This is a genomic window from Exiguobacterium sp. OS-77 (genome assembly GCF_000414195.2).
Lineage (GTDB): Bacteria > Bacillota > Bacilli > Exiguobacteriales > Exiguobacteriaceae > Exiguobacterium_A > Exiguobacterium_A indicum.
On sequence record NZ_DF239010.1, the window covers coordinates 12,738 to 33,985 of the forward strand.

20 protein-coding genes and 2 tRNA genes are annotated in these 21,248 nt (G+C 48.7%); all 22 read left to right on the forward strand.

The genetic code is table 11. The features are described from left to right. The first annotated feature begins 64 nt into the window (after positions 1–64). On the forward strand, positions 65–304 hold the full coding sequence (locus EXG77_RS16085; RefSeq protein ID WP_012368950.1) for a Veg family protein: 240 nt from the start codon (positions 65–67) through the stop codon (positions 302–304). 95 nt (positions 305–399) lie between these two features. After that, a complete protein-coding gene (gene ispE / locus EXG77_RS16090; protein WP_023466542.1) occupies positions 400–1,260 on the forward strand; it encodes a 4-(cytidine 5'-diphospho)-2-C-methyl-D-erythritol kinase in 861 nt (286 codons plus the stop codon). A gap of 69 nt (positions 1,261–1,329) precedes the next feature. Then, the gene (purR, locus tag EXG77_RS16095; RefSeq protein WP_023466544.1) at positions 1,330–2,169 is read left to right on the forward strand and encodes a pur operon repressor; all 840 of its coding nucleotides are present in this window, start codon (positions 1,330–1,332) and stop codon (positions 2,167–2,169) included. A gap of 158 nt (positions 2,170–2,327) precedes the next feature. Beyond that, on the forward strand, positions 2,328–2,639 hold the full coding sequence (spoVG, locus tag EXG77_RS16100; RefSeq protein WP_023466546.1) for a septation regulator SpoVG: 312 nt from the start codon (positions 2,328–2,330) through the stop codon (positions 2,637–2,639). A gap of 168 nt (positions 2,640–2,807) precedes the next feature. Next, the gene (glmU, locus tag EXG77_RS16105) at positions 2,808–4,157 is read left to right on the forward strand and encodes a bifunctional UDP-N-acetylglucosamine diphosphorylase/glucosamine-1-phosphate N-acetyltransferase GlmU (protein ID WP_023466548.1); all 1,350 of its coding nucleotides are present in this window, start codon (positions 2,808–2,810) and stop codon (positions 4,155–4,157) included. A gap of 55 nt (positions 4,158–4,212) precedes the next feature. After that, positions 4,213–5,169, forward strand: a complete 957-nt coding sequence (locus tag EXG77_RS16110) for a ribose-phosphate diphosphokinase (RefSeq protein ID WP_012368955.1) — start codon at positions 4,213–4,215, stop codon at positions 5,167–5,169. 88 nt (positions 5,170–5,257) lie between these two features. After that, positions 5,258–5,815 carry an aminoacyl-tRNA hydrolase gene (gene pth, locus EXG77_RS16115; protein WP_023466549.1) on the forward strand — a complete coding sequence of 186 codons (558 nt, stop codon included), beginning with the start codon at positions 5,258–5,260 and terminating at the stop codon, positions 5,813–5,815. 56 nt (positions 5,816–5,871) lie between these two features. Next, the gene (gene mfd / locus EXG77_RS16120; RefSeq protein ID WP_023466550.1) at positions 5,872–9,387 is read left to right on the forward strand and encodes a transcription-repair coupling factor; all 3,516 of its coding nucleotides are present in this window, start codon (positions 5,872–5,874) and stop codon (positions 9,385–9,387) included. Beyond that, the gene (locus EXG77_RS16125; RefSeq protein ID WP_035399492.1) at positions 9,384–10,931 is read left to right on the forward strand and encodes a polysaccharide biosynthesis protein; all 1,548 of its coding nucleotides are present in this window, start codon (positions 9,384–9,386) and stop codon (positions 10,929–10,931) included. The genes mfd and EXG77_RS16125 overlap by 4 nt, the downstream gene beginning before the upstream one ends. Continuing rightward, positions 10,928–12,358 (forward strand): nucleoside triphosphate pyrophosphohydrolase, encoded by a 1,431-nt coding sequence (gene mazG, locus EXG77_RS16130; protein WP_035399494.1) that lies wholly within the window; start codon positions 10,928–10,930, stop codon positions 12,356–12,358. The genes EXG77_RS16125 and mazG overlap by 4 nt, the downstream gene beginning before the upstream one ends. Beyond that, positions 12,355–12,627, forward strand: coding sequence for an RNA-binding S4 domain-containing protein (locus tag EXG77_RS16135; RefSeq protein WP_023466556.1), 273 nt, complete (start codon positions 12,355–12,357; stop codon positions 12,625–12,627). Before mazG ends, EXG77_RS16135 begins: the two co-directional genes overlap by 4 nt. A 66-nt stretch (positions 12,628–12,693) precedes the next feature. Continuing rightward, positions 12,694–13,071 carry a septum formation initiator family protein gene (locus tag EXG77_RS16140; RefSeq protein ID WP_023466557.1) on the forward strand — a complete coding sequence of 126 codons (378 nt, stop codon included), beginning with the start codon at positions 12,694–12,696 and terminating at the stop codon, positions 13,069–13,071. An 83-nt stretch (positions 13,072–13,154) separates the two neighbouring features. Beyond that, entirely contained in the window at positions 13,155–13,670 is a 516-nt protein-coding gene (locus EXG77_RS16145) for a S1 domain-containing RNA-binding protein (RefSeq protein ID WP_023466558.1), read from the forward strand. Between the two features lie 153 nt (positions 13,671–13,823). Continuing rightward, positions 13,824–13,900 (forward strand) — tRNA-Met (locus tag EXG77_RS16150). 9 nt (positions 13,901–13,909) lie between these two features. After that, positions 13,910–13,981: transfer RNA gene (locus EXG77_RS16155), tRNA-Glu, on the forward strand. A 69-nt stretch (positions 13,982–14,050) separates the two neighbouring features. Next, entirely contained in the window at positions 14,051–15,283 is a 1,233-nt protein-coding gene (gene tilS, locus EXG77_RS16160; RefSeq protein WP_035399496.1) for a tRNA lysidine(34) synthetase TilS, read from the forward strand. Between the two features lie 33 nt (positions 15,284–15,316). After that, positions 15,317–15,862 (forward strand): hypoxanthine phosphoribosyltransferase, encoded by a 546-nt coding sequence (hpt, locus tag EXG77_RS16165; protein WP_023466560.1) that lies wholly within the window; start codon positions 15,317–15,319, stop codon positions 15,860–15,862. A gap of 120 nt (positions 15,863–15,982) precedes the next feature. Further along, on the forward strand, positions 15,983–17,986 hold the full coding sequence (gene ftsH, locus EXG77_RS16170; protein WP_035399498.1) for an ATP-dependent zinc metalloprotease FtsH: 2,004 nt from the start codon (positions 15,983–15,985) through the stop codon (positions 17,984–17,986). 180 nt (positions 17,987–18,166) lie between these two features. Further along, on the forward strand, positions 18,167–18,928 hold the full coding sequence (locus EXG77_RS16175) for a type III pantothenate kinase (RefSeq protein WP_035399500.1): 762 nt from the start codon (positions 18,167–18,169) through the stop codon (positions 18,926–18,928). Between the two features lie 10 nt (positions 18,929–18,938). After that, the gene (hslO, locus tag EXG77_RS16180) at positions 18,939–19,862 is read left to right on the forward strand and encodes an Hsp33 family molecular chaperone HslO (RefSeq protein WP_023466563.1); all 924 of its coding nucleotides are present in this window, start codon (positions 18,939–18,941) and stop codon (positions 19,860–19,862) included. A 12-nt stretch (positions 19,863–19,874) separates the two neighbouring features. Continuing rightward, positions 19,875–20,186 (forward strand): hypothetical protein, encoded by a 312-nt coding sequence (locus EXG77_RS16185; protein ID WP_023466564.1) that lies wholly within the window; start codon positions 19,875–19,877, stop codon positions 20,184–20,186. Between the two features lie 80 nt (positions 20,187–20,266). After that, positions 20,267–21,211, forward strand: a complete 945-nt coding sequence (gene cysK, locus EXG77_RS16190; protein WP_023466565.1) for a cysteine synthase A — start codon at positions 20,267–20,269, stop codon at positions 21,209–21,211. The last annotated feature ends 37 nt before the right edge of the window (positions 21,212–21,248 follow it).

The following is a 21,248-nucleotide window of genomic DNA, read 5'->3' on the forward strand; positions in this document are numbered from 1 at the left end:
ATAATATTTCCCCTTTCTAATATTTATTTAATATGCTATAATAAATATTAGTGAGGTGAAGCGTATGCCAAAGACGTTGAACGAAATCAGACATGTTTTCGAAACACATGTTGGTGAAAGACTGACGCTAAAAGCAAGCGGCGGTCGTAAAAAGGTCGTAACCCGAATCGGAACGCTCGTTGAGACGTATCCTTCGGTGTTTGTAGTCAAGCTAGACGCAGAGCGCCACAATGTCGAGCGAGTTTCTTATAGCTACGCCGACGTGCTAACAGACTCCGTACAAATCGAATTTGCGAATTCGTAAACTTACCTTCCGAAGCGGACAAAATGTTCGCTTCTTTTTTTGTGGAAAGGTTGATACAATTCCTACAGGAAACGAACTAGAGGAGGAACGGCACGATGACGATTATTGTAAAGGCTCCGGCCAAGATCAACCTAGTCCTGGATGCGACGGCAAAGCGCCCGGACGGCTATCACGATGTACATATGGTGATGACGACAGTCGATTTGGCAGACCGTCTAGAATTGACGGAGCTGCCGTCAGGAGAAATTCGCATGAATGCCCAGCATGCTTACGTTCCAAACGACGAACGTAATCTTGCGTATAAAGCAGCAGCGATCTTAAAAGAAAAATACGACGTCAAGACGGGGGTCGAAATCTTTTTAGAAAAACACATCCCGGTCGCAGCGGGACTTGCTGGTGGTTCCAGTGACGCGGCAGCGACGTTACGCGGTTTGAATGAGTTATGGCAACTCGGCTTGACGCTTGAAGAGTTGGCGGAAGTTGGCGCAGCGGTTGGATCTGATGTTCCGTTTTGTGTCATGGGTGGAACAGCGATTGCAACAGGTCGCGGAGAGAAGCTAGAAAAACTTGTCTCACCACCACCATGCTGGGTCGTTCTTGCCAAACCGACGATTGGTGTCTCGACGGCTGACGTCTATGGTGCCCTCGACTTGAACACGGCAAAACGTCCGAACGTCGAAGCGATGATCGATGCGGTGAAGGCGCAAGATTTCCAAGGCATTTGCCAGTCACTCGGGAATGTTCTCGAATCGGTCACGTTGCCGATGCACCCGGAAGTCGAGCAGATCAAGGAATTCATGGCGAGTTGTGGCGCAGAAGGCGTCTTGATGAGCGGAAGTGGTCCGACAGTCTTTGCGTTGACGGAACACGAGAATCGGGCACAACGTCTCTATAATGGATTACGTGGCTTTTGTAACGAAGTCTACGTCGTTCGTCTTTTAGGCGAAAACCATTGATAATATCCGTATGAAAATGATATATTCACTATTGAATATTCGGAATTACGGAGAGGTGGAACAAAACAAATGAAAATTCGGAGAAGTGGTCGATTGGTCGACATGACGCGGTACTTGCTTGACCATCCCCATCATCTCGTCTCATTGACGATTTTTGCAGAACGCTACAAATCGGCGAAATCGTCGATCAGTGAAGATTTAGATATCGTCAGCGAGATGTTAGAACATGAGGGAACGGGTCGTCTCGTCACGGTACCAGGTGCTGCGGGTGGCGTCATGTTCATCCCGACGTGGAGCAGTAAGAAGGCGTTACCGTTCATCGATGATCTATGTGAACGTGTCGCACGTCCAGATCGACTGTTACCGGGGGGATATCTCTATTTGACGGACTTACTCGGGGATCCGAAGATGGTCAAACAAATGGGGCAAGTGTTTGCATCTGTCTTTAGCCAAAAGAAAGTTGATGTCGTCATGACGATCGCGACGAAAGGGATTCCGCTTGCTTATGCGGTCGCTGAGCAACTGGGTGTGCCGTTCGTCATCGTGCGTTCAGATAGTCGTGTCACGGAAGGATCTACGGTCAGCATCAACTATGTCTCAGGGTCTTCAAAAGCGATCCGGACGATGGCACTTGCGCGTCGGAGCTTGCCGCGTGGAGCGAACGTCTTATTGATCGATGACTTCATGAAAGCTGGCGGAACGATTCGTGGAATGATGAGTCTCTTGAGCGAGTTCGAAGCAAAGGTTGCAGGTGTTGGGGTCTTGATCGAGGCAGAGGGTGCTGAGAAGAAGATGGTCAACGAATACGTCAGCTTAATGAAATTAGCGGACGTCGACGTCGATCTCGGTCAAATCCAAGTCAAGCGTGGAAACGTCGATCACTATTTCTCGGAAGCCGAGACTACCTGAAATTGACAGCCGCATGGATTGTAACTATACTGTAATTATCAAACTTTTGGAAATTATGCGTAAAAAGATTGGGAAAGACTAAACCTTTATTTGTTTTAAGCCGTAAGTAGAAGTAGACAACGAAGAGTTGTGACAACGGTTAAAGGGGTGCGGACAAAATGAACGTTACGGACGTTAAAATTCGTCGCGTCGTGGCAGAGGGTCGAATGAAAGCACTTGCCTCTATTACGCTCGACCACGAATTCGTGGTACATGATTTGCGTGTCATCGAAGGGAATAGTGGTCTCTTCGTCGCCATGCCAAGCAAACGAACGCAAGAAGGTATCTTCCGGGATGTCGCTCATCCAATCAATGCATTAATGCGAAAAAAGGTCGAAGATTCAGTACTCGAAGCTTATGCGGCACGTGAGGAACAAGAAGAAGGCATCGGTTACGAAGTCGCTTCTGTTCAAACGACAGATCAAGTATAAGGAAAAAGACAGCTTTTCTCTTCTTGGGAAAAGCTGTCTTTTTTCTCGTTTTTTCCTCGATTCCGCTTCGTCCCATCATTGAATAACGGTGCCGTTTTCGTTATAGTTGGAACGAGTGTACTATTTCAGAACGAAATCAACACTAATTTACGTGGAGGAGCGACAAGGATGAATCATTTCGCGGTAATTCTAGCAGCGGGTAAAGGAACTCGGATGAAATCGAAGCTTTACAAAGTACTTCACCCAGTCGCTGGGAAACCTATGGTACAGCACGTCGTCGATCAATTAGCGACGCTCGGCGTCAAGCGACAGGTCGTCATCGTCGGTCACGGTGCGGAATCCGTCAAAGAAGTGCTTGGCACATCGGTGGAATACGCACTTCAAAGTGAGCAGCTTGGCACAGGACATGCTGTTCAAATGGCAGAACCCGTACTTGGGAACGAACAGGGAGCGACACTCGTCGTCTGCGGCGATACACCGCTCTTGACGAGCGAGACATTAGCTTCATTGTTACAACATCATACGGAGACGAACGCAAAAGTGACTGTCTTGACGGCACTCGCTGACGATCCGACTGGTTACGGACGAATCGTACGCGGTGAAGACGGAAACGTCTCGAAAATCGTCGAGCATAAGGATGCGAATGCAGAAGAACTCGCGATTCGTGAAATCAATACTGGTACGTATGTCTTTGATAATGAGATGTTGTTCGCGACGCTGAAGCAGGTCAAGAACGATAACGCGCAAGGTGAGTATTACTTACCAGACGTGATTGAGATTGCAAAGGCAGCAGGCGAAACAATCGCAGCGTATGCGGCACCTACGTTCGAAGAGACAATTGGTGTCAACGATCGCGTCGCACTTGCGCAAGCGGAAACATCGATGCGCAAGCGGACGAACGAGTACTGGATGCGTCAAGGTGTCACGTTCGTTGATCCGTCTTCGACGTATATCGGACCGGATGTCACGATTGGTTCAGATACTGTTCTTTATCCGGGAACGCAATTACTCGGTCAGACGGTCATTGGTTCAGAATGTACGATTGGTCCGAACTCGGATATCCGTAACAGTGAAGTGGCAGATGGTGCCATTGTTCGTCAATCCGTCGTCACGGACAGCAAAATTGGTCCAGCAGCGCAAGTCGGTCCATTCGCGCATTTACGTCAACAAGCAGTTCTCGGGGCGAACACACGCGTCGGAAACTTCGTTGAGATCAAGAAATCAACATTCGGTGAAGGTAGCAAATCAGCCCACCTGAGCTATGTCGGAGATGCGACGATCGGAGAGAACGTCAATCTCGGTTGTGGATCGATCACGGTCAACTACGATGGAAAAAATAAATTCCAGACGATCATTGAGGACGATGCCTTCATCGGCTGTAACGTCAACTTGATCGCACCGGTCACGGTCGGAAAGAACGCCCTTGTTGCTGCCGGATCAACCGTCACGGATGATGTGCCGGAAAACGGTCTCGCGATCGCACGGGAACGTCAAACGACGAAACCCGATTATCGTTAATTCATTACTTGTCGCTCTACTCGTCTAAACCCAAACAAATGGAGGCCACCTACACATGTCTACTGTCTTAGAACATGAAATTCGTATTTTCGCACTCAACTCGAACAAACCACTGGCAGAGGAAATCGCTAAAGTCATCGGAATCCCGGTCAGCGAAAGTTCAGTCAAACACTTCAGTGATGGCGAAATTTCGATGAACATCGAAGAAAGTGTCCGAGGGGATGATATTTACATCATTCAATCGACAAGCCAACCAGTCAACGAAAACCTGATGGAACTTCTCATCATGATCGATGCACTGAAACGGGCGTCTGCACGGACAATCAACGTCGTCATTCCGTATTACGGTTATGCGCGTCAAGACCGCAAAGCACGTTCACGTGAGCCAATCACGGCGAAACTCGTTGCGAACTTGCTTGAAGTAGCAGGGGCGACACGCGTCGTGACGATGGATCTCCATGCAGCACAAATCCAAGGGTTCTTCGATATTCCAGTAGATCAATTGATGGGTGTACCGCTTCTCGCTTCATACTTCGAGAAAAAGAACATCGATCCAAACGAACTCGTCATCGTTTCTCCAGACCATGGCGGTGTCACACGGGCACGTAAATTAGCAGAACAATTAAAAGCACCGATCGCGATCATCGACAAACGCCGTCCGAAACCGAACGTCGCAGAAGTCATGAACATCGTCGGTCAAGTCGATGGCAAGATTGCCATCATCATCGATGACATCATCGATACAGCGGGTACGATCACACTTGCAGCGAACGCTTTGATCGAAAACGGAGCGAAACAAGTCTATGCATGTTGTACACACCCTGTTCTTTCGGGTCCAGCAATGGAACGGATCGAGAACTCAGCGATCGAAGAACTCGTCGTCTTGAACACGATCGACTTGACACAACGCGAATGTGCAAGCAAAATCAAACAAATCTCTGTAGCACGCTTGCTTGCAGAAGCAATCATCCGTGTACACGAACAGAAATCAATCAGCCCGCTCTTCAGCTGATTGCTTGATGCATACGAACGACGTGGTCCGGTTTATTGAAATCGGACCCTTGTTCGTTTACTTTTTTAAATAGAAATGAGGAATCGATATGAAATGTATCGTCGGATTAGGGAATCCTGGAGCGAAGTATGCGAATACGCGCCACAACATCGGTTTTCTTGCGATTGATGCCTTAGCGGAGAAGCACGGGATCAAGCTTTCAGAATCGAAGTTTAAAGCCCTCTTCGGAACGGGAATGATAAACGGAGAACGTGTCGTGCTCGTCAAGCCATTGACGTATATGAACTTATCAGGTGAAGCGGTGCGACCGTTACTTGATTTCTATAAAATTGCGGTCGAAGATGTGCTCGTCATCTATGACGATCTGGACTTGCCGCTTGAGAAACTACGGTTGCGTTCAAAAGGCAGTGCAGGCGGTCATAACGGCGTCAAGTCGTTGATCCAGCACCTCGGTACGCAGGAGATCAAGCGTCTTAAGCTCGGCGTCGGTCGACCACCGGCACCCATCCAAGTCATTGACTGGGTGTTAATGAATTTTTCGAAGGCAGAACAAGGAAGTTTGCAACACGTACTCAATGCGTCTGTCGATGTAGCGACAGACTTCATAGACACACCGTTTCTCGCTTTGATGAATCGGTATAACTGAACGCAACGCTTTGGGGTTCCAAAGCGTTTTTGCTGTCGTGTTTTAGGAGGAAGAAGATGAAACAATTACAAGAACTCTTACTAGCGATTCCTGAAATCAAGACGGTTCGGGAACGCTTCCGGGACGGTGTCAACGCTCAGTTGATCACCGGTCTGATGAACAGTGGGAAAGCATTGTTCGTCGCCGGGATTTATCAGGAGACGAAACGTCGATTCGTACTCGTGACACATAATATGTTCCAAGCACAAAAACTGTACGATGATTTGATTGAACTTGTACCGGAAGAAGACGTCATGCTCTATCCGGTCGATGAGACGTTAGCAGCAGAACTTTCTTATGGCGCAAGTCCAGAACTGCGGGCGACGCGGATCGAGACCCGTCATCGTTTACTGACGACGGACGACGGAATTTTGATCATTCCGCTCGTCGGTTTACGCCGATATGTTCCGGATGCACAGACGTTCCTGTCACACGTCAAACAAGTGAAGCCGGGCGACATCTTATCGATTCCGGACTTCGTCCAAGATTTAGTCGATGCGGGGTACGAACGGACAGCGACCGTGACGACACCTGGTGAGTTTGCTGTTCGCGGAAGTATCATCGATATTTATCCGCTCACGGTCGAACGTCCATACCGGCTCGATCTATTCGACGAGGAAGTCGACTCGATCTATACATTCGATGCGGAGACACAACGCTCACTAGGTGTCGTCGCAGAAGCATGTTTGATGCCAGCGGCGGAACATTTCGCGACGAAGGATCAGTTGAAGGACGCGGGTGAAAAAGTCCGTCGTCTTTATGAGGCGACGAAAGAGCGCGTCCAAAGTACGGAAGTCCTCGCGGCACTTGAAGAGGGAATTGCTTATGACGTCGAGTTGCTAGAAAACGGCGATCGTCCGAAACAGTTCGCGAAGTATGCACCGATCCTCTACACGTCGACGTTACGTCAAGACGTGACGGGAAGCGTCTTGATCGTCGATGAAGTCGCACGGGTCGAAGAAGCGGCGGAAGTCCAGGATGCAGAGGAAGCAGAATGGATGGCGTCTCTCATTGAACGCGGACAAAGCGTCAGTGATTACGTCCTGTCCGTTCCGATGGCACATGTCTTTGAAGGACAACCATTGTTGTATCTCTCGCTCCTACCGACTCGTCGGAGCGGGGTACCGGAAAGTGCGGCAATCCATTTCAGCATCAAACCGATTGCACCGTTCCATGGTCAGATGGAACGCCTGAAGCAAGAAGTCGAGCGATATCGTCGCGCTGACATGTGGATGGTTTTCTTAGCGAGTAACCGAGAACGTGCCGAGCGGATGCGTCAGACGTTATCCGATTATGGGGTCGAAGCCTCGATCGTAACGAAAGAAGGCATCACTCGTGGTCAACCAGCAATCCTGATTGGGGGAATTCATGGTGGATTCGAGATGACGAATGCGCGTCTCGTCGTCATCACGGAAGAAGAAGTCTTCAAGCAACCAGCGCGTCGCCGGAAGCAAACGACGAAGCTGACGAACGCTGAACGGATTAAGAGCTACCAAGAATTGAAGACAGGCGATTACGTCGTTCATATTCATCATGGGATTGGTCGGTACCACGGCATCAAGACGATTGATGTAGCCGGTAATCATCAGGACTATCTCCATCTCGTTTACGCGGGAGAGGACTCTTTGTATGTTCCTGTCGATCAGATCGACTTGATTCAAAAGTATGTCGGGGCTGAAGGGAAAGAGCCGAAGATCTATAAACTCGGCGGGACGGAATGGAAAAAGGTCAAAGCGAAAGTCCAGAAATCGGTCGAGGATATTGCTGATGAGTTGATCAAGCTCTATGCGGCTCGCGAGGCTGCCGTCGGTTTTGCGTTCCCAGAGGACGACGATAACATGCAAGCATTCGAGGCTTCGTTCCCGTATGAGGAAACGGTCGATCAATTACGATCGATTGCCGAGATCAAGAAGGATATGGAACGTCCGCGTCCGATGGATCGTCTATTATGTGGCGACGTTGGATACGGGAAAACGGAAGTTGCGATTCGAGCAGCGTTCAAAGCGGTCATGTCTGGAAAACAAGTCGCGTTACTCGTACCAACAACTGTCCTTGCACAACAACACTACGAAACGATGCTTGAGCGATTCAGTGAATGGCCGATTCGTGTGTCGGTCATGAGCCGGTTCCGTTCGCCAGCAGAATTAAAGGCGACGAAACAAGGTCTAAAAGAGGGAACGATCGATGTCGTCGTCGGGACACACCGTGTGCTGTCGAAAGACGTCCAGTTTGCTGATATCGGATTATTGATCATTGATGAAGAGCAACGATTCGGTGTAAAACACAAAGAACGTCTGAAACAGTTGAAGACGAACGTTGACGTCTTGACGTTGACAGCGACACCGATTCCGCGGACATTGCACATGTCGATGATCGGGATCCGTGATCTCTCGGTCCTTGAGACACCGCCGGAAAACCGGTATCCGGTTCAGACATACGTCATGGAATACGACGGAATCGTCATGCGAGAAGCGCTCGAACGAGAACTCGGCCGGGGTGGACAAGCGTTCTTCTTGTATAACCGGGTCGAAGGCATCGAGCGAAAGGCAGAAGAGATTCGCGCGCTCGTACCGGAAGCGAGGATCGTCACGGCGCACGGTCGGATGACGGAAACCGAACTCGAAAGTCAGTTGATCGCGTTCTTCGAAGGGGATGCAGATGTTCTTGTCAGTACGACGATCATCGAGACAGGAATCGATATTCCGAACGTCAATACGTTGATCGTTCACGACGCGGATCAAATGGGACTATCCCAACTGTATCAATTGCGCGGTCGTGTCGGTCGTTCAAGTCGCGTCGCCTATTCGTACTTTACGTACCGTCCGCAAAAACGATTGACGGAAGTCGCAGAAAGTCGACTGCAAGCGATCAAGGAATTCACGGAGCTCGGTAGCGGCTTTAAAATTGCGATGCGTGACTTATCGATTCGTGGCGCCGGGAACTTACTCGGTTCCCAACAATCGGGCTTCATCGACTCTGTTGGTTTCGATCTTTATTCGCAGATGCTGGCAGAAGCGGTTGAAGAACGGAAAGAACGGATGAAGGGCAAAAAACGCGTCCAGAAATTCGTACCTGAGTTCACGTTCAGTCTTGATGCGTATATTCCATCGCACTACATGACGGACTCCGAGCTGAAAATCGAATTTTATAAACGTTTGAAATATGTCGATACCGTCGATAGTCTCGAACAACTTGAAACAGAGATGCTCGAACGATTCGGTGAGTTCCCGGATGAGGTTGCTCGTTTGATCCAACTGACGCGGATGCGGATTTTTGCTGAACGAGCGCGTGTCGAGCGCGTCAAACAAACCGATCCGAAAATCGAGATCGTCTTGTCACTTCAATCAACACAGCAGTTGGATGTGGCGGATTTCGTCAAATGGACCGTTCCGCTTGGACGTGGTCTAGGGATGGGGCAACAAGAACAGAAACTCGTCTTGACGCTCAACCGCAACAAGCAGTCGACGCAACAGATGACGATGCAAGCAGAACAGTTGCTAGCAGAGCTTGATCGTCGGCTCGTCGCACGATGAATAGACGAACGATTGCGCAAGGCGCAGCACTGCTTGCGATCTCTAGTTATATCTCGAAACTGCTCAGCTTCTTTTACCGGATTCCGTATCAGAACCTTGCAGGTGACTTCGGACTGTACGTCTATCAGACGGTTTATCCCTTATTCGCGATAGCGGCAGCGCTAGGTATTTATGCGCTGCCCGTCATCGTGGCGAAGTTGACGCTCCATCATCCAGATGAAAAACGAGAAGTTTTATGGTCGATTTTGTACGTCTTACTTGCGATGACGGTCTTCTTTGGTCTGTTCGGATGGTGGATTGCCCCGACACTTGCGGGTTGGTTTGGAGACGATAAACTCGTTGTTCCGTTGCGAGCCGTCACGTGTACGTTTTATTTACTACCTGTGATTGCCGTTCTTAGAGGCATGTTTCAAGCAGATCTCGAGATGCGACCGACGGCTGTATCCCAAGTCTCTGAAAATGCCGTCCGTGTCGGACTCTTGTTGCTCGTGACCTATATCGGCGTCTCGATGCAGGCGGACCCTTACTGGATTGGTGCCAGTGCCCATCTGACAGCGATCGGTGGCAGCATCGTTTCGTTATTCGTCCTGTTACGTTTTGCGAAAGGGAAGATCGGTCGTCCTGTGTTTTCAGGTATTCACGTACGTCGGGTCGGGAAAGTGCTCGTGACAAGCGGGGTGGCGGTCAGTATCGCCTCACTTGCCTTGTTACTGATGCAATTGATCGATGGATTGACGTTCGTCAATCTACTTGGCAATACGACGGAGACGAAAATTGAAAAAGGGGTGCTCGACCGTGGGTATCCGTTACTGCAATTCGCGATTCTCTTTGCGACATCGATGAGTCTTGCGAGTGTTCCATCCTTATCAACCGCATATCGAAAGCATGATCCGCAGATGATGCGTCAACAACTCGAGACATTACTCCGTTCCGGTCTATTGATTGCCGCTGCAGCGACAATCGGACTAATGGGTGTGATGCGTCCGCTCAATATTGCGTTGTATCAAGATGACCAGGGAACAGCAGGGTTGATTTGGCTCGCGGCGACGGCATTTGCCGCTTCGATTGCGATGATGATCATCTCCTGTCTCCAGTCGGTCGATGCTGAAAAATATGCGCTCGTTGGTGTTCTTGTCGGATTAGGGGCGAAGCTCGTTCTGAATCTCTATTTCATTCCCCGATATGGTATGATCGGGGCGGGTATGGCGACATTTGGCGGTTTTGCCGTCATGGCGACAGCACAATGGATTTTATTGAACCGGAAGTTCGGTCGCGTATCGGCAGGAAACGTGTTCTACCGACGACTGGTCTTACCTGTGCTCGCCATGAGTGTGTTTCTGTACCTGATCGAAACGTTCTTCCGGCTGTTTGAGCTTGAGACACGAATCGGTGCGGCACTCGAAGTCGGCGTCCTTGTCGTCGGTGGTGCCATCATTTATGGCAGTATGGCATTACGCGTTCGTGCATTAACAGCACAAGAGTGGGCGCTATTGCCTTTAGGAGATAAGTTATATCAGATGTACCAACGTAGGAGGAGTATATGACACACCGAATCACGATCGTCGGCCTTGGCGTCGGCGAACTCGAACAATTGCCGTTTGGCATCTATCGATTATTAAAAAACACGACACAGCCTGTCTATTTACGGACAATGGATCATCCAGTCGTTTCAGAACTCGCAGCAGAGGGAATGAACTTTACATCATTTGACTCGGTTTACGAACGACATAGTCGGTTTGAAGACGTATACACAGAAATCGTTGAGGAATTGCTTCGCCTCTCAAAGACGACGGACATCATCTATGCCGTCCCAGGTCATCCACTGGTCGCTGAGAGTACCGTCCAGCAGTTATTAGAGCGGACGGACGCGGTCGACGTTGTAGGCGGACAAAGTTTTCTTGATCCGATGTTCGCGGCGCTTGGCGTAGATCCGATTGAAGGATTTCAGTTGCTTGATGCGACGGCGTTTACCGTCGATGAAGCGCAGATCCGTCAACATCTGCTGATTGGACAAGTCTATGATGCGCTCGTCGCCGGTGATTTAAAGGTTCAGCTGATGGAACGTTATCCGGACGAACATCTCGTCACTCTGGTCACAGCAGCGGGTACAAGCAAACAAACTGTCCAAAGCGTGCCGTTGTATGAACTCGATCATGTGACGACGCTCAGTAACTTGACGACAGTCTACGTACCACCTGTTACGGATGAGCAGACGCTGAACCGTGACTTCGCGACATTAAAAGAGATTGTCGCACGGTTACGTGGTGAAGGCGGTTGCCCATGGGATCAAGAGCAGACACATGAGTCCTTAAAACGTCATTTAATCGAAGAATCTTATGAATTACTGGAAGCAATCGACCTTCAGGACGATAACTTAATGATAGAAGAGCTAGGAGACGTCCTTTTACAGGTCATGCTCCACGCACAAATTGGTCTAGATGAAGGGTATTTCGACATTCGAGATGTCATCGGAAGCGTCAGTGATAAGATGATTCGTCGTCATCCACATGTGTTCGGAGAAACGATTGTCGATTCTTCGGCAGACGTCGTTTCGAACTGGCAAGACATCAAAGCACAAGAGAAACCGGAGCGGACTTCCTTGCTCGATGGTGTGACAAAAGGAGCACCTGCCTTGATGCGCGCAGAAGACATTCAAAAGAAAGTGGCGAAAGTCGGTTTTGAATGGAGTGACGTCGAGGGTGCACTTGAAAAAGTAATCGAAGAGTTACGTGAGTTGAAGGAAGCCGCACCAGAAGAACGACTAGGTGAATTCGGAGACGTTCTGTTTTCGATGACACTCGTCGGAAAATACCTTGGTCTCTCGGCAGAAGAGGGGCTACAACAGACGAATGATAAATTCATCCGTCGCTTTACGCGAATGGAACAGCTAGCGGATCGACCGCTCGTTGAGATGACGCTTGAAGAGCAAGATTCACTCTGGCATCAAGCGAAGCAGGAGGAACAGTCATGAGACTTGATAAATTTTTAAAAGTATCGCGTCTGATCAAACGACGGACGCTTGCGAAAGAAGTAGCCGATCAAGGTCGGATTACAATCAATGGTAATGTGGCGAAAGCAAGTAGCACGGTAGCAGCAGGTGATGAGATGACGATTCGGTTCGGAAACAAGATCGTCACGGTTGCGATTTCGAGCATTAAAGAACATGCCAAAAAAGAAGAAGCATCTGATATGTATGAGATCATCCGTGAAGAAAAGGTGAATTCCGAAGAATCGATGTAATTTACCGGAAAAAGGAAGTATACTAAAGAGTGTCAGGGGTGACCACTCAGAAAGAGGAGGGATGATATGCCAACACCGCTCGAATCAGGGCGTCCTGCGCCAAAGATCAAGCCGCTCAATGACCGTAAAAAGCAGTTGAGTCAGAATGCCATCGAAAACCGTCGACGTCTCAAAAATCGCTTTTTCCTGTGTCTGACCGTCTTTTTACTCATCTTTTCCCTCATGGGGTGGTCATACATGGAGAAACGGCAATTGATCGCTGAACAAAAGCAGTCGTTTCAAGTCGCCGAACAAGAGCAGACGAAAGCAAAAAAAGAGACCGCCCGTCTGAAGGAAGAAATCAATCGTCTCAATGATAAAGAGTATGTAGCGAACTTAGCTCGAAGCGAGTTGCTCTATTCGAAAAAAGGGGAAACGATCTTCTACTTTTCACCGGAAGACTAATTGAAGGTTGCCGATTGATTGAAAAAAGAATGAATCACTCGTATAATAAGAAACGAATCAACTAAAAAGGAGCAATACAATTTATGTCGATTGAAGTAGGCAGCAAAGTGCAAGGGAAAGTAACAGGCATCACGAATTTCGGAGCGTTCGTTGAGTTACCAACAGGGAAAACTGGTCTTGTTCACATCAGTGAAGTGGCAGATTCTTACGTTAAAGACATCAATGATGTGTTGACGGTTGGTCAAGAAATCACCGTCAAAGTCTTAAGTGTTGAAAACGATGGTAAGATCGGTCTTTCCATCAAAAAAGCCGTCGATCGTCCAGAAGGCGAACGTCCTCGTCCTGCACGTCAGTTCGATCGTGGACCACGTCCAGCAGGACAAGATCGTGGACCACGTTCGTTCGATAACAAAGGACCACGTGGAGGCGGTAACCGTGGAGGCTTCAACAAAGGCGGCCGTGGTACACCACCACCGCGCAAAGAACAATCGTTCGATACGCTGATGTCTAGTTTCCTGAAAGATAGTGAAGATCGTCTTGCTACATTGAAACGTCAAACGGATTCAAAACGTGGCGGACGCGGCGCAAAACGTCAATAACTTGCTGACCTGTTCTTTATAAGAATAGAGATGGAATGACGCCGTTCATTCCATCTTTTATTTTTTTGAAATTATTTTTAGAAAAAGCGTTGACTTTCACTTGACCTGCCCGTATTATAGAAAATGTGCTTAAGACGCACGAGTTAAAAATATGGCGGTGTAGCTCAGCTGGCTAGAGCGTACGGTTCATACCCGTGAGGTCGTGGGTTCGACTCCCTCCGCCGCTACCATATTTTTTTGGCCCGTTGGTCAAGCGGTTAAGACACCGCCCTTTCACGGCGGTAACACGGGTTCGAATCCCGTACGGGTCATTCTCAAAAGCTATCTCTATTATATAGAGATAGCTTTTTTTAGGTTTTAACGGAAGGGGGGAAATCGTTATGGAAGGTGTGCCGTTCGAACCACTTTTAGTAGGTGTTTCGGGAGGTTGTGATTCGATGGTACTCGTCGATCAGTTGTACAAAGAGGGCTACGATATCGCGATTGCGCATGTGCATCATGGATTACGAGAGGCGTCCGACGAAGAAGCGTGCTTTATTAAGGAGTGGGCAACGGCCCGAAAGATATCTTTTTTCATGACGCGTTTAGAATGGACAGGACGTACGAGCTCTCAAGCAGCTTGTCGCGAAGAGAGATATGCGTTTTTTGAACGAATCATGGAAGAGACCGGGCGCTCGCGTCTGATTCTCGCCCATCATCAAGACGATCAAATTGAGACGCTACTCATTCAGCTCATACGTGGAGAAGCGCAGGTTGATGGTATTCCCGTCGTTCGTCCGTTTGGTAACGGTTGGTTGCATCGACCGTTGCTACATGAATCGAAGCAAACATTACGCGAGTATGCGTTGCAACATGAAGTTCCATGGCGAGAAGATGCGTCAAATGCAGAAACTACTTATTTGCGTAATCAAATCCGGCATACGATTGTTCCATCACTCCGAGACATGCGTCCTGAGTTTGAACAGGCAACGGCAGCGGCAGCACATGCGCGACAGCAAATCATCCGTGAACAGGCGGCATTCGTCGCGACCTATCTCGAACGGTGTAAGGAAGCGAACGGAATTCCGGTCGCACGTATTTTAGAATTACCGACGGATTTACAGCGGCTTGTTTTGCCGACATTAACGGGAGAAATGTTTTCTTCGGATGTGATTCGTCACTTTGTTACATGGCTTCGGGTGGATAAGGGCTCAGACGAAGTGTATTATGGAAACTGGAGGATGCGACGTGCATATGGCTTTTTGATGCAGGATCGTGTGATACGGTCAATGAATGACGATTTATCGTTTCAAGTAGGGGAGAATTTGGGAACGTATCATTATGGTGAACAAATGGTTCGCTTCTCAATCGGAAATCAAGGTATCCCGCTGGACGCGATTGCGTTCCCATTGACGGTACGTCCGCCACGTCCAGGAGATCGGATTCAGCTTGCTGTGGGTTCGAAAAAAGTCAGTCGAATTCTGATTGATGCTAAGGTTCCGCGTTATCTCCGGGAACAGGTTCCGGTCGTCGTCGATGCAAATGGAGTGATTTTAGCCGTCATTGGACATCGAATTGCAATATTCGGGTCATTTGAACTCCTCGCAAAATCTTATTTAATGATAGAATGGTAATGTAGTGTTTATTATGGAGGAGGAATACCTAGCATGACCTTGATGAACGATATGGAAAAAGTACTGATTTCAGAAGAAGAGATCCAAAATAAAGTGGGCGAACTCGCCGGCGAATTGACAGCGGATTATCACGATCGTTTTCCGTTGCTTGTGTGCGTCTTAAAAGGCGCAATGCCGTTCATGTCTGATCTTGTGAAAAAGATGGATATGCATCTTGAAATGGACTTCATGGACGTTTCAACGTATCACGGTGGGACAACATCAACAGGTGAAGTCAAGATTGAAAAAGATTTGAACACATCGGTAGAAGGACGCGACATCTTGATTGTCGAAGATATTATCGACAGCGGATTGACGCTTGGTTACCTTGTCGATCTCTTCAAGTACCGGAAAGCGAAGTCCGTTAAGATCGTGACGTTGCTCGACAAACCAACAGGACGGAAGAATGACTTGCACGCAGATTACAGCGGCTTCGTCATTCCACACGAATTCGTTGTCGGTTATGGTCTGGATTACGAAGAGAAGTATCGTAACCTTCCATACGTAGGTGTCTTGAAACCTGCAGTCTACGGTGGCTAATTATTTTTAATCTCGTCTGTCCCATGATAAGATGAAACCAATTACAAAGCGCGCCCTGTCGCGCCAGGATTCGTATTCATCCACTAGAAAAACGAGATGGATGCGGAGAGGAGGCATAAGATGAACCGAGCAGTGAAGAATACCCTCGTGTTTGGGGTCATTTTTCTAGCTTTGATCTTGTTTCTGCAATACTTGCAGAGTCCAGTGAACAAAAGCAAAGAAATCAATTACACACAGTTTGTCGAGTCTGTTGAAAAAGGTGAAATCAAGACGGCTACCTTCCAATATGAAGGGCAGACGTATAATGTGACAGGAGATTTGCGTGAAAAAGATTCAACGTATGAGACGGTCGTACCGGCTGTTGATACGGAACTAACGGATCTTTATACGCAATTGAAAAGCCAAGGAGTCAAATTGGACTTTAAGGCAGCAGAAACGAATGGTGGTTGGATCGCGTTACTGACGACGATCGTTCCATTCATCATCATCTTCATCCTCTTCTTCTTCTTGATTAATCAAGCACAAGGTGGCGGTGGTGGCGGTCGCGTCATGAACTTCGGGAAATCGAAGGCACGCCTCTATGACACAGAGAAGAAAAAGATCACGTTTGATGATGTAGCCGGCGCAGACGAAGAGAAACAAGAACTCGTCGAAGTCGTTGAATTCTTGAAAGATCCGCGTAAATTCGCGAAACTCGGTGCCCGTATTCCGAAAGGAGTCCTCCTCGTAGGTCCTCCAGGTACAGGTAAGACGTTGCTCGCGCGTGCCGCAGCTGGTGAAGCTGGCGTACCATTCTTCTCGATTTCAGGTTCTGACTTCGTTGAGATGTTCGTCGGTGTCGGGGCATCACGTGTCCGTGACTTGTTCGAAAACGCGAAGAAAAATGCACCATGTATCATCTTCATCGATGAAATCGATGCTGTCGGTCGTCAACGGGGCGCAGGTCTCGGTGGTGGACACGATGAGCGTGAGCAGACATTGAACCAACTTCTCGTCGAGATGGATGGATTCAGTGAAAACGAAGGCATCATCATGATCGCAGCAACGAACCGTGCTGATATTCTTGACCCAGCCTTACTCCGTCCAGGTCGTTTTGACCGTCAAATCACGGTTGACCGTCCAGATGTCATCGGTCGTGAAGCAGTCTTGAAAGTTCACGCGCGGAACAAACCGCTCGATTCAACGGTTGATTTAAAAGCGATCGCACAACGAACACCTGGATTCTCAGGTGCGGATCTTGAAAACCTTCTAAACGAAGCAGCACTTGTTGCCGCTCGGGCAGACCGTGATAAAGTCTCGATCGTTGACCTCGAAGAAGCGATTGACCGAGTCATCGCTGGACCAGCGAAGAAGAGCCGGATCATCTCGCCGAAAGAGAAAAAGATCGTCGCATGGCACGAAGCTGGACATACGATCATCGGTGTCACGCTCGACGATGCGGATGAAGTACACAAGGTAACGATCGTTCCTCGCGGAAACGCGGGCGGATATGTCGTCATGTTGCCAAAAGAAGATCGTTACTTCATGACGAAGCCGGAACTCGAAGATAAGATTACTGGATTGCTCGGTGGTCGCGTCGCAGAGGACATCGTCTTCGGAGAAGTCTCGACTGGGGCGAGCAATGACTTCCAGCGTGCGACAGGTCTTGCACGGAAAATGGTCATGGAGTTCGGGATGAGTGAAAAACTCGGACCGCTTCAATTCGGATCAGGTCAAAGCGGTAACGTCTTCCTCGGCCGTGATTTCCAAAACGAACAGAATTACTCGGATGCAATCGCACACGAGATCGATACGGAAATCCAAGCGATCATCAACCGCTGTTACCAAAAAGCGAAAGATATCCTGACTGAGAAGCGCGATCAGCTCGACTTGATTGCAACGACATTGCTTGAAGTCGAAACACTCGATCAAAAACAAATTCACCATCTCCTAGAGACGGGCGAATACAAAAAACATGAACCAGAAGCAACGACTCCAAAAGCAGAAGAGAAAGCACCGGAATCGACAGATGCAACTGTTGATCAACCGACAGAGTCTCCAACGCAAATGGGTTCAGTCGTTGACGAAGGGAAAAATGTAGATACGGATACACCAGATACGCCGCGTCGCGATGATCAAGTGTAAACGGATGGAACGGATTCGATTGATATCGAATCCGTTCTTTTTTGTGGCAGACCGAGCGAATACACATCGGTAGGTGTGACCATATGAGCATGGTATAATCACAACGTATATAGTTCCGATCGTAAAACAACGGAATACAATCGAAGCATGAAAATTGAGAAGAAGCGGGGAAATAAGCAAATGATTTTAGTCATCGATGTCGGAAATACGAATATCGTCTTAGGTGTCTATCAAGGACAAGAGTTGATTGAGCATTGGCGGATTGCGACAGACCGAACACGGACGACGGACGAATACGGTATGCTCGTCAAAGCGTTGTTCCGTGACGCAGAGCTAAACGTGGAAGAAATCGAGGGAATCGTGTTATCATCTGTCGTACCCCCCGTCGTGTTTCCGCTAGAAAATATGTGTGTGCGTTACTTTAAACGCCGTCCGTTCTTGATTGGACCAGGAATCAAGACAGGACTGGATTTAAAAGTCGATAATCCACGGGAAGTGGGAGCCGATCGAATCGTCAACGCAGTAGCGGCGACGGCGAAATACGAGGGACCGATGATCATCGTCGATTTCGGAACAGCGACGACGTATTGTTACATCGATGCACAAAAACGGTATTACGGCGGCATCATCTCACCCGGTGTGATGGTTGCAACCGAGGCACTCTATAATAAGGCAGCAAAATTGCCACGAATCGAAATCGCGAAACCGCAGTCAGCCATCGGACGGAATACGATCCATGCGATGCAGTCGGGGACCTATTTCGGATATGTGGCACAGGTGGACGGACTCGTTCACCGGATGAAAGAAGAAATGGGAGAAGCGAAGGTCATTGCGACCGGCGGCTTAGCCCGATTAATCAGCGAGGAATCCACGATGATTGAGATCGTCGATCCATTCTTGACGTTAGATGGATTACGGATTATCTACGAACGAAATAAGTGAGGGAATCAAGATGAAACGTGAAGAATTATTAGCACAATTAAAAGATGACTATTTAGTACGGGCGTTAGGCTTCAATGGAGAAGTCCGTGCGTTTGCAATCCGTTCGACGAAGACGGTCTATGAAGCACAACTGCGCCATCAGACGACACCTGTCGTCACAGCAGCGCTCGGTCGGACACTGACGATCGGTGCAATGATGGGTACGATGCAAAAAGGTGATACACGTGTCACATTAAAAGTCGAAGGCGATGGACCGATTGGGAAAATCATCGTCGATGCCGACGCAAAAGGTGTCGTACGTGGATATGTCAGTCGTCCCCGCGTCGAGATGGATACGTATGTCAATGCAGATGGTCTGACGAAACTAAAAGTCGGTGAAGCGGTCGGTCGCGGAAACATCTCTGTCATCAAAGACCTCGGGTTGCGTGACTTCGTCGGTGGTCAATCGCCGATTCAAACAGGTGAGATCAGCGAAGACTTCACGTATTACTTCGCTGTATCGGAACAAAGCCCATCGGTCGTTGGGGCTGGCGTTCTCGTTTATCCAGAAGACGAATCAGTCATCGCAGCAGGTGGCTTGATCGTTCAATTGATGCCAGGTGCGTCGGAAGAGACGATTGCAGCACTCGAAAAACGTGTTGGAGCCCTTAAACCGATCTCGATTCTCGTCGGTGAGGAAAAAACACCAGAAGAAATGTTAGAACTCGTTCTCGGTGACTACGAACATCTTGATACGATTCCAGTATCATTCGAATGTACGTGTGACCGTGACAAATTAGCGACAGCAATCATTGCCCTTGGACCAGATGAGATTCAAGCGATGATTGATGAAGATGGTGGTGCGGAAGCTGTTTGTCACTTCTGTTCAGAGCATTATCACTATGATGTTCCAGAATTAGAGGAACTTCGTGAAAAATCACTCGAAAGAGCATAAGAGGGATCGAATATGGGGAATGTACAACCTAAGTACTTGTGGATGTTGATCTTCATCTTAATGTTGACGAATTTCATGACCGGTGCTTACGCCTTCATGGGTGAGCTCCCAAAGGTCGATTCTCCTAAAATCGTTCAAGACAGCATCGGTGGTCCGCTCGAGGATGTCGTCGCCGAAGTCGGTGATGAGAAAATCACGCGCGCGATGGTCTATCAGACGATGCGAACGGAACAGGAAAAACAGACGATTGATCGTTTGATTCAAGAAGCGGTCGAACGCCAGACGAAGGATGGAAAAAAGCCGGAAGTCAAACGCTTTGATTGACAGATTTCATCCAGTCCGCTGATAATTAGTTTATCGGATTACTTGGAATTCAAGCGGTTCACTAATGAGGAGGAATGGTCATGCGTATTGCGAATTCAGTATTAGATTTAGTCGGTCGCACCCCGATCGTCAAGTTACATCATCTAACGGGTCCTGAGGATGCAGATGTGTATCTGAAATTGGAGTACATGAACCCTGGATCAAGCGTAAAAGACCGGATCGCGTTATCTATGATTGAGGCCGCAGAAGAAGCGGGTCAACTCAAAGAAGGAGACACGATCATCGAGCCGACGAGTGGAAACACAGGAATCGGACTCGCGATGGTCGCTTCGGCGAAAGGATACCGCGCCATCCTCGTCATGCCAGAAACGATGAGCATGGAGCGCCGGACGTTGCTTCGCGCTTATGGTGCGGAATTGATTCTGACTCCGGGTCCTGAAGGAATGAAGGGTGCGATCGCTCGCGCGACAGCGGAAGCAGAAGAACACGGTTACTTCATGCCACAACAATTCAATAACGGTGCCAATCCAGTCGTTCATGAAAAAACGACAGGTCCTGAAATCGTCGAAGCGTTCGAAGGCATGCAACTCGATGCGTTCATCGCGGGAATTGGAACGGGTGGAACGATCACCGGTGCTGGTAAAGTGTTACGTGATGCTTTCCAAGGGATTGAAATCATTGCCGTCGAACCAACGGATTCACCGGTCTTATCAGGTGGTAAACCGGGACCACACAAACTGCAAGGAATCGGTGCTGGATTCGTGCCGTCGATTCTCGATACAGAGATTTATGATGGTGTTGAGCAAATCACGACGGAAGAAGCATTCGATCACGCACGCCGAGCAGCGAAGACGAATGGTGTCTTAGGTGGTATCTCGTCAGGTGCTGCGATTGCAGCAGCGCTCAAGACAGCGAAACGTCTCGGTAAAGGGAAAAACGTTCTCGCGATCATTCCTTCGAATGGGGAGCGGTACTTAAGTACACCGCTGTATCAAATCGAGGAAGAAGCAGACCAATCGAAGTAATCAACTGGACGTACACGGAAGTCATTCGGCTTCCGTG